Annotated in this window: 15 protein-coding genes; 7 read left to right on the forward strand and 8 right to left on the reverse strand. The window is 72.5% G+C overall.

Translation table 11 applies throughout. The annotated features are described in order from the left end of the window. Window positions 1-16: 16 nt before the first annotated feature. The 8 genes from ACOOE8_RS18245 to ACOOE8_RS18280 all read right to left on the reverse strand — a co-directional run bounded on the left by ACOOE8_RS18245 (window position 17) and on the right by ACOOE8_RS18280 (window position 11,278). Entirely contained in the window at window positions 17-460 is a 444-nt protein-coding gene (locus ACOOE8_RS18245; RefSeq protein WP_420392814.1) for a host attachment protein, read from the reverse strand. Between the two features lie 24 nt (window positions 461-484). Beyond that, window positions 485-1,558: a dipeptidase gene (locus ACOOE8_RS18250; RefSeq protein ID WP_420392815.1), complete on the reverse strand. Its 1,074-nt coding sequence runs from the start codon at window positions 1,556-1,558 to the stop codon at window positions 485-487. Between the two features lie 60 nt (window positions 1,559-1,618). Next, complete coding sequence (locus tag ACOOE8_RS18255) at window positions 1,619-2,584, reverse strand: TRAP transporter substrate-binding protein (protein ID WP_420392816.1); 966 nt, start codon at window positions 2,582-2,584, stop codon at window positions 1,619-1,621. A gap of 20 nt (window positions 2,585-2,604) precedes the next feature. After that, on the reverse strand, window positions 2,605-4,302 hold the full coding sequence (locus ACOOE8_RS18260; protein ID WP_420392817.1) for a TRAP transporter large permease subunit: 1,698 nt from the start codon (window positions 4,300-4,302) through the stop codon (window positions 2,605-2,607). Further along, window positions 4,299-4,991: a ribose-5-phosphate isomerase RpiA gene (gene rpiA / locus ACOOE8_RS18265; RefSeq protein WP_420392818.1), complete on the reverse strand. Its 693-nt coding sequence runs from the start codon at window positions 4,989-4,991 to the stop codon at window positions 4,299-4,301. Before rpiA ends, ACOOE8_RS18260 begins: the two co-directional genes overlap by 4 nt. A gap of 955 nt (window positions 4,992-5,946) precedes the next feature. Continuing rightward, window positions 5,947-8,565 (reverse strand): glycosyltransferase, encoded by a 2,619-nt coding sequence (locus tag ACOOE8_RS18270; protein WP_420392819.1) that lies wholly within the window; start codon window positions 8,563-8,565, stop codon window positions 5,947-5,949. 334 nt (window positions 8,566-8,899) lie between these two features. Continuing rightward, a complete protein-coding gene (locus tag ACOOE8_RS18275; protein ID WP_420392820.1) occupies window positions 8,900-9,898 on the reverse strand; it encodes a LysR family transcriptional regulator in 999 nt (332 codons plus the stop codon). Between the two features lie 561 nt (window positions 9,899-10,459). Beyond that, a complete protein-coding gene (locus ACOOE8_RS18280) occupies window positions 10,460-11,278 on the reverse strand; it encodes a S49 family peptidase (protein WP_420392821.1) in 819 nt (272 codons plus the stop codon). A 136-nt stretch (window positions 11,279-11,414) separates the two neighbouring features. Here ACOOE8_RS18280 and dusA point away from each other — a divergent pair, with 136 nt between their 5' ends. The 7 genes from dusA to ACOOE8_RS18315 all read left to right on the forward strand — a co-directional run bounded on the left by dusA (window position 11,415) and on the right by ACOOE8_RS18315 (window position 18,028). Further along, a complete protein-coding gene (gene dusA / locus ACOOE8_RS18285) occupies window positions 11,415-12,437 on the forward strand; it encodes a tRNA dihydrouridine(20/20a) synthase DusA (protein WP_420392822.1) in 1,023 nt (340 codons plus the stop codon). Then, complete coding sequence (locus ACOOE8_RS18290) at window positions 12,437-13,201, forward strand: adenosylcobinamide-GDP ribazoletransferase (protein WP_420392823.1); 765 nt, start codon at window positions 12,437-12,439, stop codon at window positions 13,199-13,201. Before dusA ends, ACOOE8_RS18290 begins: the two co-directional genes overlap by 1 nt. A 1-nt stretch (window position 13,202) precedes the next feature. Further along, entirely contained in the window at window positions 13,203-13,931 is a 729-nt protein-coding gene (locus ACOOE8_RS18295) for a retropepsin-like aspartic protease family protein (RefSeq protein ID WP_420392824.1), read from the forward strand. Between the two features lie 3 nt (window positions 13,932-13,934). Further along, window positions 13,935-14,957 carry a nicotinate-nucleotide--dimethylbenzimidazole phosphoribosyltransferase gene (gene cobT / locus ACOOE8_RS18300; protein ID WP_420392825.1) on the forward strand — a complete coding sequence of 341 codons (1,023 nt, stop codon included), beginning with the start codon at window positions 13,935-13,937 and terminating at the stop codon, window positions 14,955-14,957. Continuing rightward, a complete protein-coding gene (locus ACOOE8_RS18305; protein WP_420392826.1) occupies window positions 14,954-15,601 on the forward strand; it encodes a uracil-DNA glycosylase family protein in 648 nt (215 codons plus the stop codon). The genes cobT and ACOOE8_RS18305 overlap by 4 nt, the downstream gene beginning before the upstream one ends. 73 nt (window positions 15,602-15,674) lie before the next feature. Further along, window positions 15,675-16,391 carry an SDR family NAD(P)-dependent oxidoreductase gene (locus ACOOE8_RS18310; RefSeq protein ID WP_420392827.1) on the forward strand — a complete coding sequence of 239 codons (717 nt, stop codon included), beginning with the start codon at window positions 15,675-15,677 and terminating at the stop codon, window positions 16,389-16,391. After that, window positions 16,388-18,028, forward strand: coding sequence for a cryptochrome/photolyase family protein (locus ACOOE8_RS18315; protein ID WP_420392828.1), 1,641 nt, complete (start codon window positions 16,388-16,390; stop codon window positions 18,026-18,028). Before ACOOE8_RS18310 ends, ACOOE8_RS18315 begins: the two co-directional genes overlap by 4 nt. Window positions 18,029-18,032 lie beyond the last annotated feature (4 nt).

An 18,032-nucleotide genomic window follows, 5' to 3' on the forward strand; every position in this document is an offset into this window, starting at 1 on the left:
GGCGTTGAAGCGGGGATCAGGTGTTCGTTAGGATCCGCTCGATCTCGTCCACGGGGTGGTTCGTCAGCTCCTTGGCCACATCGAAGACGATGCGTTGCTCGACCTCCTTGTGGAGCGCCTTGCGCAGCTCGCCGAGCACCATGGGCGGGGCTGCGATGATGAGGTTGTCGTACTCGCCTCGGTGCGCCGCCTTGTAGAGGCGTTCAGCGATCTCCTTGGCGAACCGCTCCTTTTCCAGGCGGTGCCAGTCGGTCTCGGCGACGGCGCTGGAGTGCGCGCCGACGCCGTCCTGCAGCTTGCCCGGACTGTCGGTGCCTTGCTCGCGCGTCGGCGGGTTGTCCTGCCCCATCTCGCGAACGACCCGCAGGTTGGGGAACGCCTCGTCATCACCGTTCTGCAGGAACAACGCCTTCTCGCCGTCGCCCACCATCACCCACGCGCGCGCTGGGATCGTCGCCATCCTCGCCTCCGTGCCGTCCTGCGATCAATGTCGCGCAGCGGCACCCGTTCCCCGGCGGCCGATGGCTTCGGTCCGCGCCAGGACGTCGAGCCAGTTGCGGTAGGCGATGGCGTCGACGAGGTCGGCGGAGTAGCCCGAAGCCTGCATGGCGGCGATGAGGCGCGGCAGCCCTGCGGCGTCGCCGATGGCGGAGGGGACGAGCGCGCCGTCGAAGTCGGAGCCAAGGGCGACGCCGCGCGGCCCGAGCTTCTCCAGCATGTGGTCGAGGTGGCGGCGCATGACGTCGATCGGCGTGTTCGCGTCGCGCCGCCCGTCCTCGCGCAGGAAGAAGGTGGCGAAGTTGAGCCCTGCCACGCCCTCGCTGTCGCGGATCGCATCCATCTGCGCATCGGTGAGGTTGCGCGATCCGGGGGACAGCACGTGCGCGTTGGAGTGCGTGGCGACGATGGGGGCGTCCGAGACGCGCGCCACGTCCCAAAACCCCTTCGCGTTGAGGTGGCTCACGTCGACCATGACGCCGAGGGCGTTGCACGACTTGACGAGCGCTAGGCCGCGCTCGGTGAGCCCGTCGCCGAGGTCGGGCGTGGAGGGGAAGCGGAACGGGACGCCCGTGCCGAAGATCGTGGGCCGGCTCCACACGAGGCCGAGGGAGCGTACGCCGGCGGCGTACAGCACCTCGAGCTCGTCGAGGTCGGCGCCGATGGCCTCCGCGCCCTCCATGTGGAGCATCATCGCGAAGGCGCCCGCCTCCGCCGCAGCCTCGACGTCACGGGTCGAACGGCAAAGGCGCACCGCGCCCGCCGACGCGCGCTCGATGCGCATCGCGATCGCGAGCTGCGACAACGTGACGGCGAGCGCGCGCTCCTGGGACAGGCCGACGGGTGGGGCCTCGACGCTGCCCTCGCGCGGCGCGCCCTTCGGCCTCGCCTCGTCGAGCACGAAGGTGGCGAAGATGCCGCCGACCATGCCGCCGCGCCGGGCGCGCACCAGGTCGACGTGGCCCTCGCTGTTCTCGCCGAAGAAGCGCTCGCCGGTGCGGTCGCGCCGCCACAGGCGCAGGAGGACATCGTTGTGCCCGTCGAAGATGCGTTGCGTCACGGCCGGTCCTGTCGTCGCTGCACGGGAAGTGTCGGGCCCGGCCGCCGTTCCGTCAACGCGTCAGCGTGTGGCGCGGATCGCCTCCAGGGCGTCCCGGGCCGCCGCCGGCAAGGTCGCTGCGTAATCGTCCACGAACCCCGCGACGGCCGTCTGCCATGGCGTCGGGTCGACCTGTGCGAGGCGAGCCCCCTTCGCGACGGCGCGGGCGAGCGCGGCCTCCTGCTCGGCCTCGGCAAGGCGGTCGAAGTGCCGCGCTGCCTCCTCGGCCGCCCGAGCGAACAGCGCGCGGTCCTCCTCCGGAAGGCCGTCCCAGAAGGCGGCGTCGAAGTAGACGACGCCGATCGCCCAGATGTGCGCCGTCTCGGTGAGGACCGGCGCAACCTCGTAGAGCTTCAGCGCCTCATACCCGGACTTCGTGAGGTCCATGGCCTCGACGACGCCGTTGGAGAGGGCGGTGTAGGCCTCGGTGATGGGCAGCGCCGTCGGCGCAGCCCCCAGGGAACGCCACAACGCGACGTGAAGGTCGCTTTGAAGGACGCGCATGGTCAGACCTGACACGTCCCCCGGGTCGGTGAGCGGCGCGTCGGAGATGAGGTGACGCGCGCCGAACACGATGAACGCCGGCGCCGCGAACCCCTCCTCGCGGTAGGCGCGACGCAGCGCCTCGCCCACCTCGCCACCGGTGACGCGGGCGATGTGCTCACGCCCGGAAAAGGCGAACGGCAGGTCGAGGACCGCGCCCTCGGGAACCCACGTGGTGAGGTTCGCCACCGTGGACAGAGCGCCGGTGATGGCGCCGAGGCGGACGGCCTCCGCCTCCTCCTTCTCCCCGCCGAGGGCTCCGCTCGGCACGATGTCGAGGTCGTAGGCGCCAGGGCGCTCGGCCTCGACGATCTCGGCGAAGCGGACCCAAAGCTGGGTCTGCGGCTTGTCCGGGCCGTACTGCGAGGTGACGGTGAGCCGCTCCTGCGCCGCAGCGGGGATGGCGAGGAGGAGAAGCGCGAGGACTACGAGGACACGAGGCATGGTCCCTCCGAGCGCGAGCGTCACAGCAGATGGACGAGGCCCACCGTGAGCGCCGGCAACGCGAGGATTATGGCAAGGCCCAGCGCGAGCGCAACGCAGTAGGGCAGCACCGCACGATAGACCCCGCTCGCCCCGGTGAGGTCCTTGACGACGAGGACGAGGATGCCGACCGGCGGGGTCAGACCGCCGATGAGGAGGGCCACGGTGAGCGTCATCGTGGCGTGGATCGGGTCCGCGCCGGCGGCCACGGCGGCGGGGACCAAAATCGGCAGGGTGAGGAGGATCCCGGCGCCCACGTCGAGCACCGTGCCGAGGACGAGGCACCATGCAGCTGCCACGGCGAGCACCGCCGTGGGCGGGCCCGTCGGCAGCAGGGCGGCGACGTCGATCCCGCTCGTCGCCAGAAGGAAGCCCACCGGCGCTGCGGCGGCGATCAGGAGGGCGACGCGCCCGGTCTGCTGCGCCGCCTCGCGAAGCGCCGTGGCGAGCGCAGCCGGGCCCCGGGCGGCGAGGCCGAAGGCGGCGGCGAGGCCGCAGGCGAGGAGCCCGGCCTCCACGGACGTCACAAGGCCGAGGCGCAGCCCGCCGAGCACGACGACGCCGATCACGAGCGGCGGCGCGAGGCCGACGAGCGCCGCGCGACCCGTCGGCGCCGCCTCCGGGACCCTGCCCCGCGCGAGGCGCCGTGCAGCGAGCCACAGCACGAGCGCCAGCACCGCGCCGGCGCCGATCCCGGCCACCCACAGCGCGCCCACCGACTGGTCGGTCGCCGCCGCTGCGAGGAGCAGCGCGATGGACGGCGGCAGGACGTTCGGCAGCACTGCGGACGCCGCGGTCAGCGCCGCCGCCTGCGCCGGCGAGGTCCCTGCGGCGACCATCGCCGGCACGAGGAGGCGCGCGCCGAGCGCCGCATCGGCGACCGAGGAGCCTGACACGCCGCCGAACAGGGCGCTCGCGAGGACGTTCGCCTCGCCGAGCGCGCTGCGCCGACGGCGCGCGAACCAGCGCGCGGCCTCCACCATGCGCTCGCCGATGCCGCCGGCCACCATCAACGCCGCGGACAGCACGAACAGCGGCACGGCGAGGAGCACGTAGGGCGACAGGCCGCGCATCAGGCTCTGGGCGAGGGCCGCGTCCGACAGCCGTCCCGGCGCCGCGGCGACGCCGGCGAGGAGGGCGAGCGCCACCGGCACCCTGAGGACGAGCGCGAGGGCGAACACGGCAGCGCCCACGGCGGCCGGCTGGACGGGAAGCGGGGCGAGGGCGAGCGCTGCACCGGCGGCGGTGGCGAGCGCGCTCGCCGGTCCGCGCGCGGCGGCAAGGAGCGCCGCCGCGGCCAGAACCGCCGCCACGGCGTACCGCGACGCGACCGGCACCCCGAGCACAGGCTCGATGCCGCCGATGGTTCCGGCCGCGAACGCCATGCCGCGGCACACGGTCACGACGGCGAAGCCGACGACGACGGCCGCGGCGAGCCCTCGCCGTCCGTCGGGGACCGAGCGCGCCAGCCCCGGCAACGCGCAGAAGGCAAGCGCGACCAACAGGGCCTGCGCGGCCGCCCCGGCGCCGACCACGGGCAGGGACAGCGTGCGGGCGACGACGTTGAGCGTCAGCGCGGCGACGATGGCGGCAAGGCACAGCGCGCCGAGGGCGTCGGCGGCCCCAGCGCTGGTCCGAGCCCCCCCGGCGAGGGAGGCGCGGACGCCGGTCAACGTCATTGGCGCGGCGCGGTCAGACGCTCGACGTCGCCGCGGGTGCCGACGAGGACGTCGTCCGCCATGGCGAGGAACAGGCCGTGCTCGACGACGCCGGGCACGGCGCGGAGCGCGGCGTCCACCCGCTGGGCATCGTCGATGGCGCCGAGCGGGCAGTCGAGGATCAGGTTGCCGTTGTCGGTGAGGAGCGGCGCACCGTCGACGCGGCGCAGCGTCGGGCGCACGCCGAGCCGCGCTGCGATCGCCTCGCGGGTCGCAGCGACCGCGAAGGGGACGACCTCCACCGGCAGCGGGAAGGCGCCGAGCCGCGCCACGCGCTTCGAGCCGTCGACGATCACCACGAAGCGCGTGGCCATCGCCGCGACGATCTTCTCGCGCAGCAGGCAGGCACCGCCGCCCTTGACGAGGTCGAGGGCGGGGTCGACCTCGTCGGCACCGTCGACCGCGAGGTCGAGCGCGGTGGGCGCGGCCTCGTGCGCCATGTCCGCGATCGCAAGGCCTGCACGGCGCGCGGCCTCCTCGGTGGCGCGGGAGGTGGCGACGGCGGCCGGCAGCGCGAGCCCGTCCGCCACGCGCCGGCCGAGCGCCTCCACGAACAGGAGGGCGGTGGAACCCGAGCCGAGGCCAAGCCGCATGCCCGGCTCGACGAGGAGGGCGGCCGCCTCGGCGACCCTTCGCTTGTCCTCGCCCATGGATCCCCGCAAGGTGCGCGCGGTGCGCCCCCGCGCCGCGCCGGTTGATCGGTGCCTCCCCATCGCCTAATCCACCGGCCGCGGCCGCGCCAGCCCGAAGCCTCCCGCCAGCCCTTGGCACCGCGCCGGCTGCTCGGCGACGGGGCCACCCCCGACCACGGAGCGAGCCACGGCATGAGCGAGACGGACGGCAGGGTCGTCGTGCACATCGGCTCCACCAAGACCGGGAGCTCGGCGCTGCAGGCGACGCTGTTCGAGCGGCGCGCGTCCCTTGCCGATGTCGGCGCGCACTACAGCGAGCGTGGCGTCGCCTCCGGGGCCCATCACCTCCTCGCGGCCGCCATCCACACCGGGGCTTGGCGGCTGCACCGCGGCGAGCTGCCCGACGACCGCGCGACGTACTTCCGCGAGACTGCTGCCGCGGTGCGCTCCGACGCCCGCGCCGAGGGGGCCCACACCATCGTCCTGTCGTCGGAGTACTGGTGGGGCTCCTTCCCGTTCTCCACCTACGAGACGCTGCGCGACGCCTTCGCACCGGCCCGCTTCGAGGTGGTGGCCTTCGTGCGGCGGCCGGAGGAGTGGGCGGTGTCCTCCTACCTACAGGCGGTGAAGTCGGGCGAGGAGCGGGACTTCTCGACCTGGTTCGAGCGCACGCTGCGGCGGCCTGCGAGCGGGCTCAACTACTTCCGCGTGATCAACCGTTGGGTCTACCTGCTTGGCGGAGAGGCCCACGTCCTGCGCTACGAGGACGTGAAGGACAACGTGTTCGCCGCGTTCTGCCGCGCCGCGAAGCTCGACGTCGACACCGCGATGCCGCCCTCGCGGGTCAACCCGTCACCGACGCGGGCGGGCCTCGAGGCGCTGCTCGCCGTCAACCGGTCCGACCGGCCGGCCCCACAGAAGGCGGCAGAACGTCAACGCATCATGCGCGATCACCGCGCCGAGGGGCCGCTCGTCACGCTGTTGACCCCGCAGGAGCTGGCTGATCTTCGTCGGATGGTCGAGCCGTCGGACGGGCTGATCGCGCGGCGCTTCCTCGGTCGGCCGCCACCGCTGTTCGAGGCCGACCCCGCGCCAAACCCTCCCGAGGCGGCGATGCCGAGCGCGACCTGAAGCGCTCGACGAGGGCGCTGCGGTTGGCGGCGCGCGGCGCCACTGGCCTTGCCCAAAGGGCGTCGAGGTCGAGGGCGAGGAGCGCGTCGTTGAGGCCGACAGGGTCCTCCATGAGGCGCGGGTCGAGCACGGTGCCGCGCTCGTAGGTGCGCAGCCTCTCGCCCTGGGCGCCGAGGTCAAAGGCGACCGACGGGAGCTCCAGGGCCATCGCGACGGACACGGTAAAGACGTACGTCTCGGGCCAGATCGAGGCGAACAGCGCAAGGTCCGGTGCGATGGCGCGGATGCGCCGCACGGCATCCGCATCGCCGGCGTAGCGCCCGTGCGCGGTGACGTTGCGCGAGGCCTCGATCTCGCGCAGCGCGGTGTAGCCGACGACGTCGAAGTGCAGTGGCAGGTCGCGCTCTGCGATGTCGCGCAGCATCGCCTGCAGCAGGTAGGCCCCCTTGTGCGGTCCGATGGCGCCCAGGACGAGGATGCGCCGCTTGGCGCGAGCGGTGCGACGGGCGGAGAGGGGCAGGATGTCCTCGACGTCCGGCTCGGTGTGCGGGTGGACCTTCACCTTCGCCACGTCGACCAGGCGGCGCGCGCGCAGCGCAGCGGCCTCGGACGGTGCGCTCACCACCTCCGCGCCCGCGAGGTAGGTGCGGAAGCGCTGACGCCACTCGTCGATGCGCACCCACTCGAAGTTCGCCTTGGTGGAGGCAAGGCACGGCACGCAGCGCGCAGCGTCCGTCTCACCGCAGTAGCGCTCCTCCGCGTCGAGGAAGGTGAGCCGCGGGCACAGCGGCTGGTGATCGTGCCACACGTGCCAGTAGGGACGGCCGGAGCGGCGCAGCGCATCCATGAGCTGCTCGATGGACGAGGTCGACAGCCCGGCAAACGAGTTCATGTGGATGAGCTCGGGATCGAGGATCGCGAAGATGCGGTCGAGCAGGCTGTTGTGCCGCTCGATGTTGAGCGCCTCGAGGTTCGGCAGGTAGGGCAGCGCCCGCTCGCCGAACGGGGCGATGCGCACGAAGCCCTCCACCTGGGTCTGAATGACGATCGCGCGGTCGGCGACGTCCTTCAGCCCCTCGGCGACGAGGGCGATCTGCGAGTTGCGCAGATAGGTGTCGATGCCACCGCCGCGGGTGTGGGTGAAGAACACGACGGAGACCGGGCCGACCGCCTCCCTGAGCCGTGCGACGTCGAGGAGGATGCGCGAGGCGAGCAGCGGGTCGGCCGTGCGGTGGCGCGCCACGCGCCCTGCGTACTCGGGATGCTTCCTCGCCAAGAGCTCCTGGGCACGCTCCGAGCGGCGGCTCTGCGTCGCGCCGAAGGAGGCCGAGCCGTAATGCCGGACGTAGACCCCGCTCGCGATGACGTTGCGCCATCCGGCCTTGGTGGCGCGCATGCAGAAGTCGCACTCCTCGCCGTAGCCGAGGCCGAACGTGTCGGCGTCGAAGTCGCCGAGCTCGTCCAGCGCGGTGCGGCGGATCGCCATGCAGAAGCCGATCCCGGTGGGCACGTCGACGACCGTGCCGCCGTTCGCCTCGGCCGCCAGGCGGTCGAGCGTCGCCGATGGGACCTCGAGCTCGTAAGCGTTGTCCACCGCCGTGTTGGGGTAGCTCGCGATGGTGGCGTTGTTGGACAAAGGCGTCACGGTGGCGATGGACGGGTCGTCGCGCATGGGAGCGAAGAGCCGGTCGAGCCAGCCGTCGTGCACCGTCGTGTCGGCGTTGAGCAGCACCACATCGCGGTGGGTGTTGGCCGCCATCCCAAGGTTCACGGAGCGGACGAAGCCGATGTTGCGCTCGTTGACGACAAGGCGGAGGAGCCCGGCCTCGGACAGCGTCTGAAGGAACGCGCTGACGGCGGGCTCGGGCGAGTCGTCGTCGACGACGAGGCACTCGAACGGGGTGTCGCACCGCGCCGACAGCACGGACCACAGCGTGGCAGCGACGTGGGGCAGGCTCTTGTAGACAGGCACGACCACGTTGACCGCCGGTGCGGTGAGCGGGTCGACGACCCGCTTCGTCAGCCCGAGCCAAGCCTCGAGCGGCGGCGTCTCCGGCACGACGAGGGCGTCATCCGGACGTTCCTGCGCGGCGCGTCGGGCCCGCGAGATCGTCGCCGTGCGGCCCTCGTTGCGTCCGTGCACGATGTAGTGCTGAAACGGGTTGACCTTGGCGTCCGCAACATCGCCGTACATATCGATGTAGTCGCGGGTGGAGAACAGCTCGCAGGGGTCGCGCCCCTCCTTCCAGCCGCGCAGGATGTAGTGTCGGACGGGGCCGAACACCATCGGCCGCAGCTCAGGATAGGTCGTAAGGTAGTAGTCGTCGTCGAAGTGGCGCAGGATGTCGGCGCGCACGGCCATGTAGGACTTGCGCCGGGCGAACCAGGCGAGGTGCCACGCGATCGAGCGCGGGTGGCTCGCAAGCCGACGCAGGCCGACGATGGTCCGCGACTGAAGCACGTCAGCGGCCACACCTTGCGCTGCGGCACGGGGCGGGACGCCGTGATCCCGGAGCGTACGAGCGGGGTCGGTGCAGGCCTGGTTGGCGGGAGCGTAGGAGGCGCGCGCTCGCCGCCCAGCGGCCCGATCGCGCCGAGGCGGAGCAGCTCGGATGGGACCGGGGCAGCCTTCCAGCGACATCGTGCGGGACGCCGATCCGCACCGTGCCAACCGACTGCCACGACGAGACGTGAAGGTGGATCAAACGCGCGAACTCCGCCGGTGGGCGGAGGCTTACGGCGGCTCGCAGGGCCGATCAACCCTGCGAGCGAGGCAGCGCCACCCGCGCTGCTTGTCAGGCGGCCCGCGAGGGAGAGGGAACGGTAGGATCGGCGCCGGCGACGAGGGCGCTTGCCGGCGCCAGCAGCGACGAACGCTCGCTGTACCGCTCCGCACCCGGCCAAGCCTCCTCGTCGGCGAGCTTGCGCACCAGCGCCTTCAACTCGTGGATCACAGCGCGCGTCGTCTGCGAGACCGGCCGCTGGGACGACGTCGCGAGGATGAGCGTGCGAGCGAGCGGCGGGTCGATGAGCGGACGCACGGTTAGGTCGTCGCCCGGCGCCACCGAGCCGCGTGGCAGGATCGTGGCGACGCCGTCCTCACGCGCCATCGCCTTCAGCGCCGAAAGCGAATCGACCTCGGCCGTCACCGCCAGGGAGACCCGCGCGTTCGCCGCGGCGCGCTCCACCATCAGCCGTAGCCCGTGGTTGCGGCGCGGCATGACGAGGCGGTGCTCGGCGGCCTGCGCCAGGCTGACCGGGCGCTCGGCGGCACCGTCCCTGCCCGCGGTGACGAGGACGAGCTCCTCACGCAGCAGCGGTTCGGTGAGGAAGTGCTGGGTGCGTGTGGCGTCGTGCAGGATCGCGACGTCGAGCAGGCCGTTCGACAGCCACTCGTTGACGTAGCCGGACAAACCCTCGGTGAACTCGAGCTCGAGCTCGGGGTGGGTCTTCGCCACGCGTCGGAGGAGCGGCGGGGCGAGGTAGCGGATCACCGTGGGCATCGACCCGATGAGGATGGTACCGCGCGCCACACCCACGGTGTCTCGCACGTCCTGCTCGGCCTGGCGGATCGATTCGAGGATCTCGTTGGCGTGGGCGTAGAGCTGTTGTCCCGCATCGGTGAGCTTGACGCCGCGTCCGTTGCGGAAGAACAGCGGCGTCCCGAGCGATTCCTCGAGGTTGGCGATCTGGCGGCTGACCGCCGGCTGCGCCACCGACAGCGCCGCGGCGGCGCGCGAGACGCTCCCCGCATCGGCGACGCGCTTGAAGTAACGGAGCTGCTTGATTTCCATCGAGTGACCCTCGCGTACCGCGAGGGGATCTCCTCGCCGGTCGACCTAGCGTGTGTGACGTTCCTCCTCAGACGGCACCCGCGACGTCGCAGGTCCGCAGGAGCGAGCCGCAAGGGCGGCGGTGCGGACCTCGGCCGGGCCGGCCAGCCATGGCGCGGCAGCTCGGGCGTGTTCATGTCGGTTCGGGCGCGGCGACATGGCGGCCGGGGATGCGCGGCAGCGCGTCCCGTCGAGGCACCAAGCGCGGCACACCCGACTTCGACGATGGACCGACCCTACCGCGCGTGGATGTCCCGAGGGTTGCATCACGGCAGAAGCGAACGATGGCCCGCGCCCGGTCGCGCTAGATGTCGTTTCCAAGAACGCTGCTCGGCCTGAGCCAGGGTGTTTGGTCGGCAAGGGCCGAGGGGGGGCGCGCGGTGTTGGAGGTGCCAGGAACGGGCTGCCTGGCTCGTGTCCGCCCTGCCGATGGGGTGGAGGCGTTGGCATGGGCCCACGCGCGCGGCGACGTCCGCATGAAGGACGGCCAAAGAGCGCGGTCTGGGAAGAGCCAGGATGCTGCTAGAGGCCGTAGCGCTCCCACATGAGGTGGCTGCGCGCCGCTCCGATGAGGCCGTCGGCGCTGAGCGCACCCTGGGGGTCCAGACCGATCCCGAGCCGCGCCCGCCAGAACGACGGTCGAGCGGTGGGGATGTTGCGCAGCTGCACCCTCTCTCCGTAGCGTTCCTTGACGACGCTGCGAATCTCGCCGATCCGGTCGACGAGGCCAATCGCGAGCCCCGACCGGGCCGACCAGAAGCGCCCGGTGAAGAGGTCCGGATCGTCGCCGAGCCGGCCGCCGCGCCGCTCGCGCACGGCCGCCACGAACGCGTCGTGCACGTCCGCCTGGACGGAGCGCAGGATGGCGACGTCCGCCTCGCGCTCGGGGCGGAACGGGTCGAGGATCGCCTTGTTCTCCCCCACCGTATAGACGCGGCGCTCGACGCCGAGCTTGTCGAGGAGCTCGGGGAAGCCGAACGTCGCGGTCACGACGCCGATGGAACCGACGATGGAGTTGGCGTCGGCGACGATCTCGTCGGCGGCGGCGGCGAGCCAGTAGCCGCCCGAGGCCGCGACGTCCTCGACGAAGGCGACGACGGTGCGGCCGTTCTTCGCCGCCAGCGCCCGCACCCGCGTTGCGATGAGCGAGGACTGGACCGGCGATCCGCCCGGCGAGTTGACGACGAGCGCCACGGCTGGTGCCTTGATGCGGAAAGCCTTGTCGAGGGCGCCCTCGACGCCCGCGAGGGACAGCCCCGGCCGGAGCGCGGTCCCCTGGCCGATGATGCCCGTCAGGCGGACCACAGGGACGACGGGCTTGGAGCGGAACCAGGAGGGCATGGACGGGTCACCTGTTTGAAGTGTCGGCGGGATGGCGATGCTTACGGCTATGTGGGGGTGCGCGGACGGGCGCTCCAGCTGGCGCGCCGTCGCCCCGTCCCTTGCGGCGGACGCCTGCGCTTGGCACATCCGGCCGATGGACACAGGACCGCAGGACGGCGGCGGCACGATCGCCGTCGCTCCGATGATGGACTGGACGGACCGGCATTGCCGCGTGCTGCACCGCCGGCTGAACCCCTCGCTCGTCCTGTTCACCGAGATGGTCACCGCTAAGGCGGTGCTGTTCGGCGACCGTGACCGCCTCCTGGGGCATTCCGAGGAGGAGCGTCCGCTCGTCCTCCAGCTCGGCGGCTCCGATCCGGGCGAGCTGGCCGAGGCCGCGCAGATCGCCGCCGAGTGGGGCTACGACGAGGTCAACCTCAACTGCGGCTGCCCCTCGGACCGCGTGCAGGGCGGCCGCTTCGGCGCGTGCCTCATGCGCGAGCCCGCGCTCGTCGGCGAGTGCCTCGCCGCGATGGCCGAGGGCGGTCTGCCGGTGAGCCTCAAGTGCCGCCTCGGCGTCGACGAGCAGGACGTGGAACCGGCGCTCGACGCGGTCGCCGACGCCGCGGTGGCTGCTGGTGCCTCGGCGATCTGGGTGCACGCTCGCAAGGCCTGGCTGCAGGGGCTGTCGCCCGCGCAGAACCGGACCGTCCCGCCGCTCGACCACGACCGTGTCGTGCGGCTCTGCGCACGGTTGCCGTCCACGTTCGTCGGGCTGAACGGCGGCATCGGCGACGAGGGTGCCGTCCGGGCGGCGCTCGCCACGATGGATGGGGTGATGATCGGTCGCGCGGCCTACCAGCGGCCGGGGCTCCTCGCAGAACTCGGCGGCCGGCACGGCTTGGCCAGCGGGGCGCACAGGCTGGCCGTCGCCCGCTCGATGGTCGACTACGCTCGGGCCGTCCTGGAGGACAGGGGGCGGCTCGCGCCGGTCGTGAAGCCGATGCTCGGGCTGTTCCATGGCGAGCCCGGCGCGCGGGCGTACCGCCGCACGCTCTCCGAGGACGGACATCGCGCTGGTGCCGGCGCCGACGTCCTTTCGGGCGCCCTCGACGCGTTGGAGATCGCCCGGGAGCGCAGCGGACCGGACCTCGAGGCGCGATCGGTCGCTGCCTGATGGCGCCGCGCCGCTGGGCGCGCGACGTCGCCACGACGCTCGCATTCTACTCCCGCCTGCCGTTGACCGTCCGCGACCCGCCGCCGCTCGCACAGACCGCATGGAGCGTGCCCGTGGCCGCGCTCCTCCTCGCGACGCCGGCGGCGCTCGCTATGGCCCTGGCGCACGCCGCGGGCTTCCCCTCGCTCGCAGCCGCGTTCGTCGGCGTCGGCGCGCTCGTCGTCGTGACCGGCGCGCTGCACGAGGACGGCCTCGCCGACTGCGTGGACGGGTTCTGGGGCGGAGCGACGGCGGAGCGTCGGCTCGCGATCATGCGGGACAGCCGGATCGGCACCTATGGCGTCGTCGCGCTCGTCCTCGCGCTGGGGCTGAAGGCGGCGCTCCTCGAGCATGCCCTAGGGGATGGCACCGCCGACGCCATGGCGCTCCTCGTCGTCGGTGCGGTCGCGGGCCGCACCGCGGCGCTCTACCCCTGGGTCCGGCTGCCCAGCGCCCGGCCGGACGGGCTCGCCGTGGCAATGGGTCGGCCCACGCCTGCAACGTTCCGCACCGCGGTGATCCTCGCGCTCCTCGTCGGCGCGGCGCTGACGGTGTGGGTGTCGCCGCTCGGGTTCGTCGCGGCCGCGGCCGGCGCCGCGCTGACGGCCAAGGGGATGTCGAGCCTTGCCGAGGCGAAGGTCGGCGGTCACACCGGCGACGTGATCGGCGCCGCCGTGGTCGCAGGCGATCTTTCCACCCTCGTGATCGTCACTATCTGCCGCTGAGATGGACGCGCGATCCGACACGATGCTTATGGCCGGCCGGCGGTCCGCGACCCTCGTCGGCGCGGCGCTCGTCGTCGCCGCGTTCGGCTCGCTGCCGGCCGCAGCGCAAGACCTCGAGGTGATCGACCGCGACCTCACGGGGCCGGCCGCGGTCAAGCTCGGCATCCTTCTTGCCGTCTTCGTCGTCGTAGGGTTCGGCGCGTGGCGGCTCAACGTCGGTCAGGCGCTGAAGAATCTCTTGACGTGGGGGGCGCTGTTTGCCGCTCTCCTCGTGATCTACGCCTACCGTGCCGACCTCACGTCCGTGGGTCGCGAGGTGGCGTCCGTCCTCGTTCCGGGGATGGTGGTGCCGACGACCGGCGACGCGGTCACCGTGCGCCGCGCCTTCCACGGACAGTTCGTGCTGAACGGCGCGGTCGATAATGCCCCGGTGTCGTTCCTGTTCGACACGGGGGCGAGCCTTGTGGTGCTCGCTGCGGCGGACGCGGAGCGGGCGGGCTTCGATCCGTCGCAGCTCGACTACCGCGTCCCGGTGATGACCGCGGGCGGGATGACCACCGTGGCGCCCGTGCGCCTTCCGACGGTGTCGGTGGGCGGCATCACCATGGCGGACGTGCGCGCCGCCATCGCCCGCCCCGGCGACCTCGAGGCGAGCCTGCTCGGGATGAGCTTCCTCAACCGGCTGGACGGCTACGAGGTCCGTCGCGACCGGCTCGTCCTCATCCCCTGAGCCGTGGTGGAGGCCGCAACGAGCCCGTTCGACGACTTCCGCACGCTCGCCCTCGCGCCGGGGCCGGACCACGCGGCCGCGGCGACGGCCACCGCCGCGCGCGAGGCGGCGCTCGCCAAGCCGCCGGGGTCCCTCGGTCGGCTCGAGGCGATCGCGGCGTGGCTCGCCGCGGTCACCGGGCGCGCGCCACCGACCGTCGAGCGCCCCCGCGTCGTGGTGTTCGCGGCGAGCCACGGCGTCGCCGCGCGCGGCGTGTCGGCCTACCCTCCGAGCGTCAACGCGCAGATGCTCGCCGCCTTCCGCGACGGTCGGGCCGCGATCAACCAGCTTTGCGGCGCCTACGGCATCGGGCTCGTCGCCTTCGACCTCGCGGTTGACGTGCCGAGCGCGGACATCGCCGAGGCCGACGCGTTCGGGAGCGAGCGGGAGGCGGCCGCGACCATGGCCTTCGGGCTCGAGGCGATCGCCGGCGGGGTCGACTGCGTGGGCCTCGGGGAGATGGGGATCGGCAACACCACCGTGGCCGCGGCGCTGTTCGCGGCGCTCTACGGCGGCGCGCCGGCGGACTGGGTGGGCGCCGGCACGGGCGTCGAGGGTGCCGCCCTGGCACGCAAGGTCGCCGCGGTGGAGGCGGCCGTCGCGCGCGTGAAGGGCGAGCGCGATCCGCTGGTGCTCCTGCAGCGCATCGGTGGGCGCGACGTGGCAGCGATGACGGGGGCGATCCTCGCCGCACGCTCGCAGAACGTTCCCGTCGTCGTCGATGGGTTCGTGGCGACCGCGGCGGCCGCCCTCGTCCACGCCCTGTCGCCCCATGCGACGCGACACTGCCTGTTCGCGCACCGCTCCGCGGAGGCGGCGCACGCTCGCGCGCTGGAGGCGTTGGGCGCTGTGCCGCTCCTCGACCTCACCATGCGGCTCGGCGAGGGGACGGGCGCCGCCCTCGCCATCGGCATCGTGCGTGCCGCGGCCGCGTGCCACGCCGGAATGGCGACGCTCGCCGAGGCGGGCGTCGACGGACCCGCGTGAGGCACGCCGCCCGCGGCAACATGGCGGACCCGGCGCTCGGCGAGCTCCTCGCGGCGATGCGGGCCTGCCGAGCCTGCGTCGAGGCGCCGGCCGGGGCACCGCTGCCGCACGCGCCTCGCCCGATCTTCCAGGTCTCGGCCACCGCCCGCATCGCGATCTGCAGCCAGGCGCCGGGCAACCGCGCGCACATCGCCGGCCGGCCCTTTTACGACCCGTCGGGCGTCAGGCTGCGGAGCTGGATGGGCCTCGACGAGGCGGCGTTCTACGACGCGGCGAACGTCGCCATCATCCCCATGGGCTTCTGCTTCCCAGGTTACGACCGGCACGGCGGCGACCTGCCACCGCGCCGCGAGTGCGTCGCGCGCTGGCACGACGCGCTGTTCGCCGCGCTGCCGCAGCTCGAGCTCCTCCTGTGCATCGGCCGTCACTCGCTCGCGTATCACCTGCCGGAGACGCGGCGCCTCTCACTGACCGAGGTCGTCGCCGACTGGCGCGCCATCGCGGAGCGCACCGCGCCGCGCACGGTGATGGCGCTGCCGCACCCGTCCTGGCGCAACAATGCATGGCTTGCGCGTAACCCGTGGTTCGAGGCCGAGCACCTGCCCGAGCTGCGGGCGCGCATCGCGGCGATCCTTTCCCGATGAGCGCCGGCGCGATCCTGTCGCGCTGACACGGCGCGACGGGGTGGCCATAACGACCGCCAAACGGAGCGGACGAATGTTTCTCATCTACGGCGGCACCGGGGCGATCGGCTTCGCGATCGCGCAGAAGCTCGCGGCGGATGGCCATGCGGTCCACCTCGTCGCCCGCGACGCCCGCAAGCTCGAGGACGCGGCAAGGACGCTCGGCGGCGACTTCACCGACGGAGACGCCACCGACCCAGCCCTGTTCGAGCGCGCCACGAGGTCCGCTGCCTCGAACGGCGCGCTGTCCGGCCTCGTCTACGCCGTCGGCAACATCCGCCTGAAGCCGTTCCACAGGGTGAGCGACGAGGAGGCAACCCACGACTTCACGCTGAACGCGCTCGGCGCCCTGCGCGCGGTGCGTGCGGCGCGCGAGCTGCTCGTCGCCGGCGAGGGCGCGGTCCTCCTGTTCTCCACCGTCGCGGTCGCGCAGGGCTTTGCCAACCATGCCGCCATCGCCATGGCGAAGGGTGCGGTGGAGGGGCTGACACGCACCCTGGCAGCCGAGCTCGCGCCCAAGGTGCGCGTCAACGCCATCGCGCCCAGCCTCACGCTGGGCGGCATGGGCGAGGCGATCGGCGGCGCCCAGAAGATGCGTCAGGCGATCGCTGGGATGCACCCGTTGAAGCGGCTCGGAGAGGGGCAGGACATGGCCGCCATCGCCGCGGCGCTCCTCGCGAGGGGCGCCTGGATCTCCGGCCAGGTGATCGGCGTCGACGGCGGACGCGGGCGGCTCAGGACCGCCGAGTGAGGACGCTGCGCTTCGTGCTGGGCGATCAGCTCGACCGCCGCGTCGCTGCGCTCCAGGACCTTGCGCCCGGCGACGTAGTGCTCGGCGCGGAGGTGCGGGCCGAGGCGACCTACGTGCGCCACCACAAGCAGAAGATCGCGTTCCTGTTCAGCGCCATGCGGCACTTCTTCGCCGAGATCGAGGCGGACGGCGCCCTGGTGGACTACCGCCGCCTCGGCCGCCACGAGACGTTTGCCGAGGCGCTCGAGGCGGCGGTGCGAGAGCATAGACCGGACCTCGTCGTCGTCACCGAGCCCGGCGAGTGGCGCGTCCTCGCCGACATGCGCGGTTGGGAAGCGCGCGTCGGCGTGCCGGTGGAGATCCGCGACGACGATCGCTTCTTCGCCGACCACTCCGACTTCGCGCGCTTCGCCGAGGGACGCCGCGAGCTGCGCATGGAGACGTTCTACCGCGACATGCGCCGCTCCACCGGCACCCTGATGGACGAGGACGGCAACCCCGTCGGCGAGCGCTGGAACTACGACCACGACAACCGCAAGGCGCTGCCCAAGGACGTCGTGATGCCACGACGCCCGCGCTACGAGGCGGACGCCATCACGCGTGAGGTCATCGGCCTCGTGGAGGCCGAGTTCGGCGACCACTTCGGCACGCTGGACGCGTTCAACTGGCCGGTGACGCGCGCCGACGCGCTCGCCGCCCTCGATGAGTTCCTCGCCGCGTGCCTGCCACGCTTCGGCGACTTCCAGGATGCGATGGCGGTGGGCGAGCCGCAGCTCTTCCACTCGCTCCTGTCGCCGCTGATGAACTGCGGCCTCCTGCGACCGCGCGAGGTCGTCGCCCGTGCCGAGGCGGCCTGGCGCGACGGCGCCGCGCCGCTCAACGCGGTCGAGGGGTTCATCCGCCAGATCCTCGGCTGGCGCGAGTTCATCCGCGGGGTCTACTGGCTGAAGATGCCGGACTATCGCGAGACCAACACGCTGGCGGCACGCCGTCCGCTGCCGCAGTTCTACTGGGACGGCGAGACGGACATGCGCTGCATGGCCGAGACCATCAGGGCGACGCGCGACAACGCCTACGCCCATCACATCCAGCGCCTCATGGTGACCGGCAACTTCGCGCTGCTCGCCGGCATCCGCCCGGCCGAGATCGAGGAGTGGTACCTCATCGTCTACGCCGACGCCTACGACTGGGTCGAGCTGCCCAACGTCCATGGCATGGCGACCTTCGCCGACGGCGGGCTGTTCGCCTCCAAGCCCTACGCCGCCTCCGGCGCGTACATCGACCGCATGAGTGACTACTGCAGACACTGCGCCTACGACGTGAAGGCGAAGACGGGCGACGAGGCGTGCCCGTTCAACTACCTCTACTGGAACTTCCTGATCGAACATCGCGAGCGATTGTCGCAGAATCGCCGTATCGGCATGATCTACAAAAGCTTGGAGCGGATGCCGGAGGAGCGGCGACGGGCGATCGTGGCGTCGGCCCGGCGCTTCCTGGAGGAAGTCGCGCCGATGGAGCGAGAGGGTGCCGTGCCCGGCCTCGCGAGGTCGCCGGTGCGTACGGATCCTCTCGGTTCGCACGGCGGTGAGTGCGGCGGCCGCGTCGTGCCGGCTGCCGGCGCGCCGGCCCGTCGATGAGTGG

The sequence above is a fragment of the Acuticoccus sp. genome (assembly GCF_965213555.1).
Classification (GTDB): Bacteria; Pseudomonadota; Alphaproteobacteria; order Rhizobiales; family Amorphaceae; genus Acuticoccus.

What these genes read in the sequence shown, in the direction of transcription:
- ACOOE8_RS18255 (WP_420392816.1), bottom strand. Translation starts at nt 2,584, where the DNA reads ATGCCTCGTGTCCTCGTAGTCCTCGCGCTTCTCCTCCTCGCCATCCCC.
- ACOOE8_RS18290 (WP_420392823.1), top strand. Translation starts at nt 12,437, where the DNA reads ATGGCGCCGCGCCGCTGGGCGCGCGACGTCGCCACGACGCTCGCATTC.
- dusA (WP_420392822.1), top strand. Translation starts at nt 11,415, where the DNA reads ATGGACACAGGACCGCAGGACGGCGGCGGCACGATCGCCGTCGCTCCG.
- ACOOE8_RS18260 (WP_420392817.1), bottom strand. Translation starts at nt 4,302, where the DNA reads ATGACGTTGACCGGCGTCCGCGCCTCCCTCGCCGGGGGGGCTCGGACC.
- ACOOE8_RS18275 (WP_420392820.1), bottom strand. Translation starts at nt 9,898, where the DNA reads ATGGAAATCAAGCAGCTCCGTTACTTCAAGCGCGTCGCCGATGCGGGG.
- ACOOE8_RS18245 (WP_420392814.1), bottom strand. Translation starts at nt 460, where the DNA reads ATGGCGACGATCCCAGCGCGCGCGTGGGTGATGGTGGGCGACGGCGAG.
- ACOOE8_RS18310 (WP_420392827.1), top strand. Translation starts at nt 15,675, where the DNA reads ATGTTTCTCATCTACGGCGGCACCGGGGCGATCGGCTTCGCGATCGCG.
- ACOOE8_RS18295 (WP_420392824.1), top strand. Translation starts at nt 13,203, where the DNA reads ATGGACGCGCGATCCGACACGATGCTTATGGCCGGCCGGCGGTCCGCG.
- ACOOE8_RS18280 (WP_420392821.1), bottom strand. Translation starts at nt 11,278, where the DNA reads ATGCCCTCCTGGTTCCGCTCCAAGCCCGTCGTCCCTGTGGTCCGCCTG.
- rpiA (WP_420392818.1), bottom strand. Translation starts at nt 4,991, where the DNA reads ATGGGCGAGGACAAGCGAAGGGTCGCCGAGGCGGCCGCCCTCCTCGTC.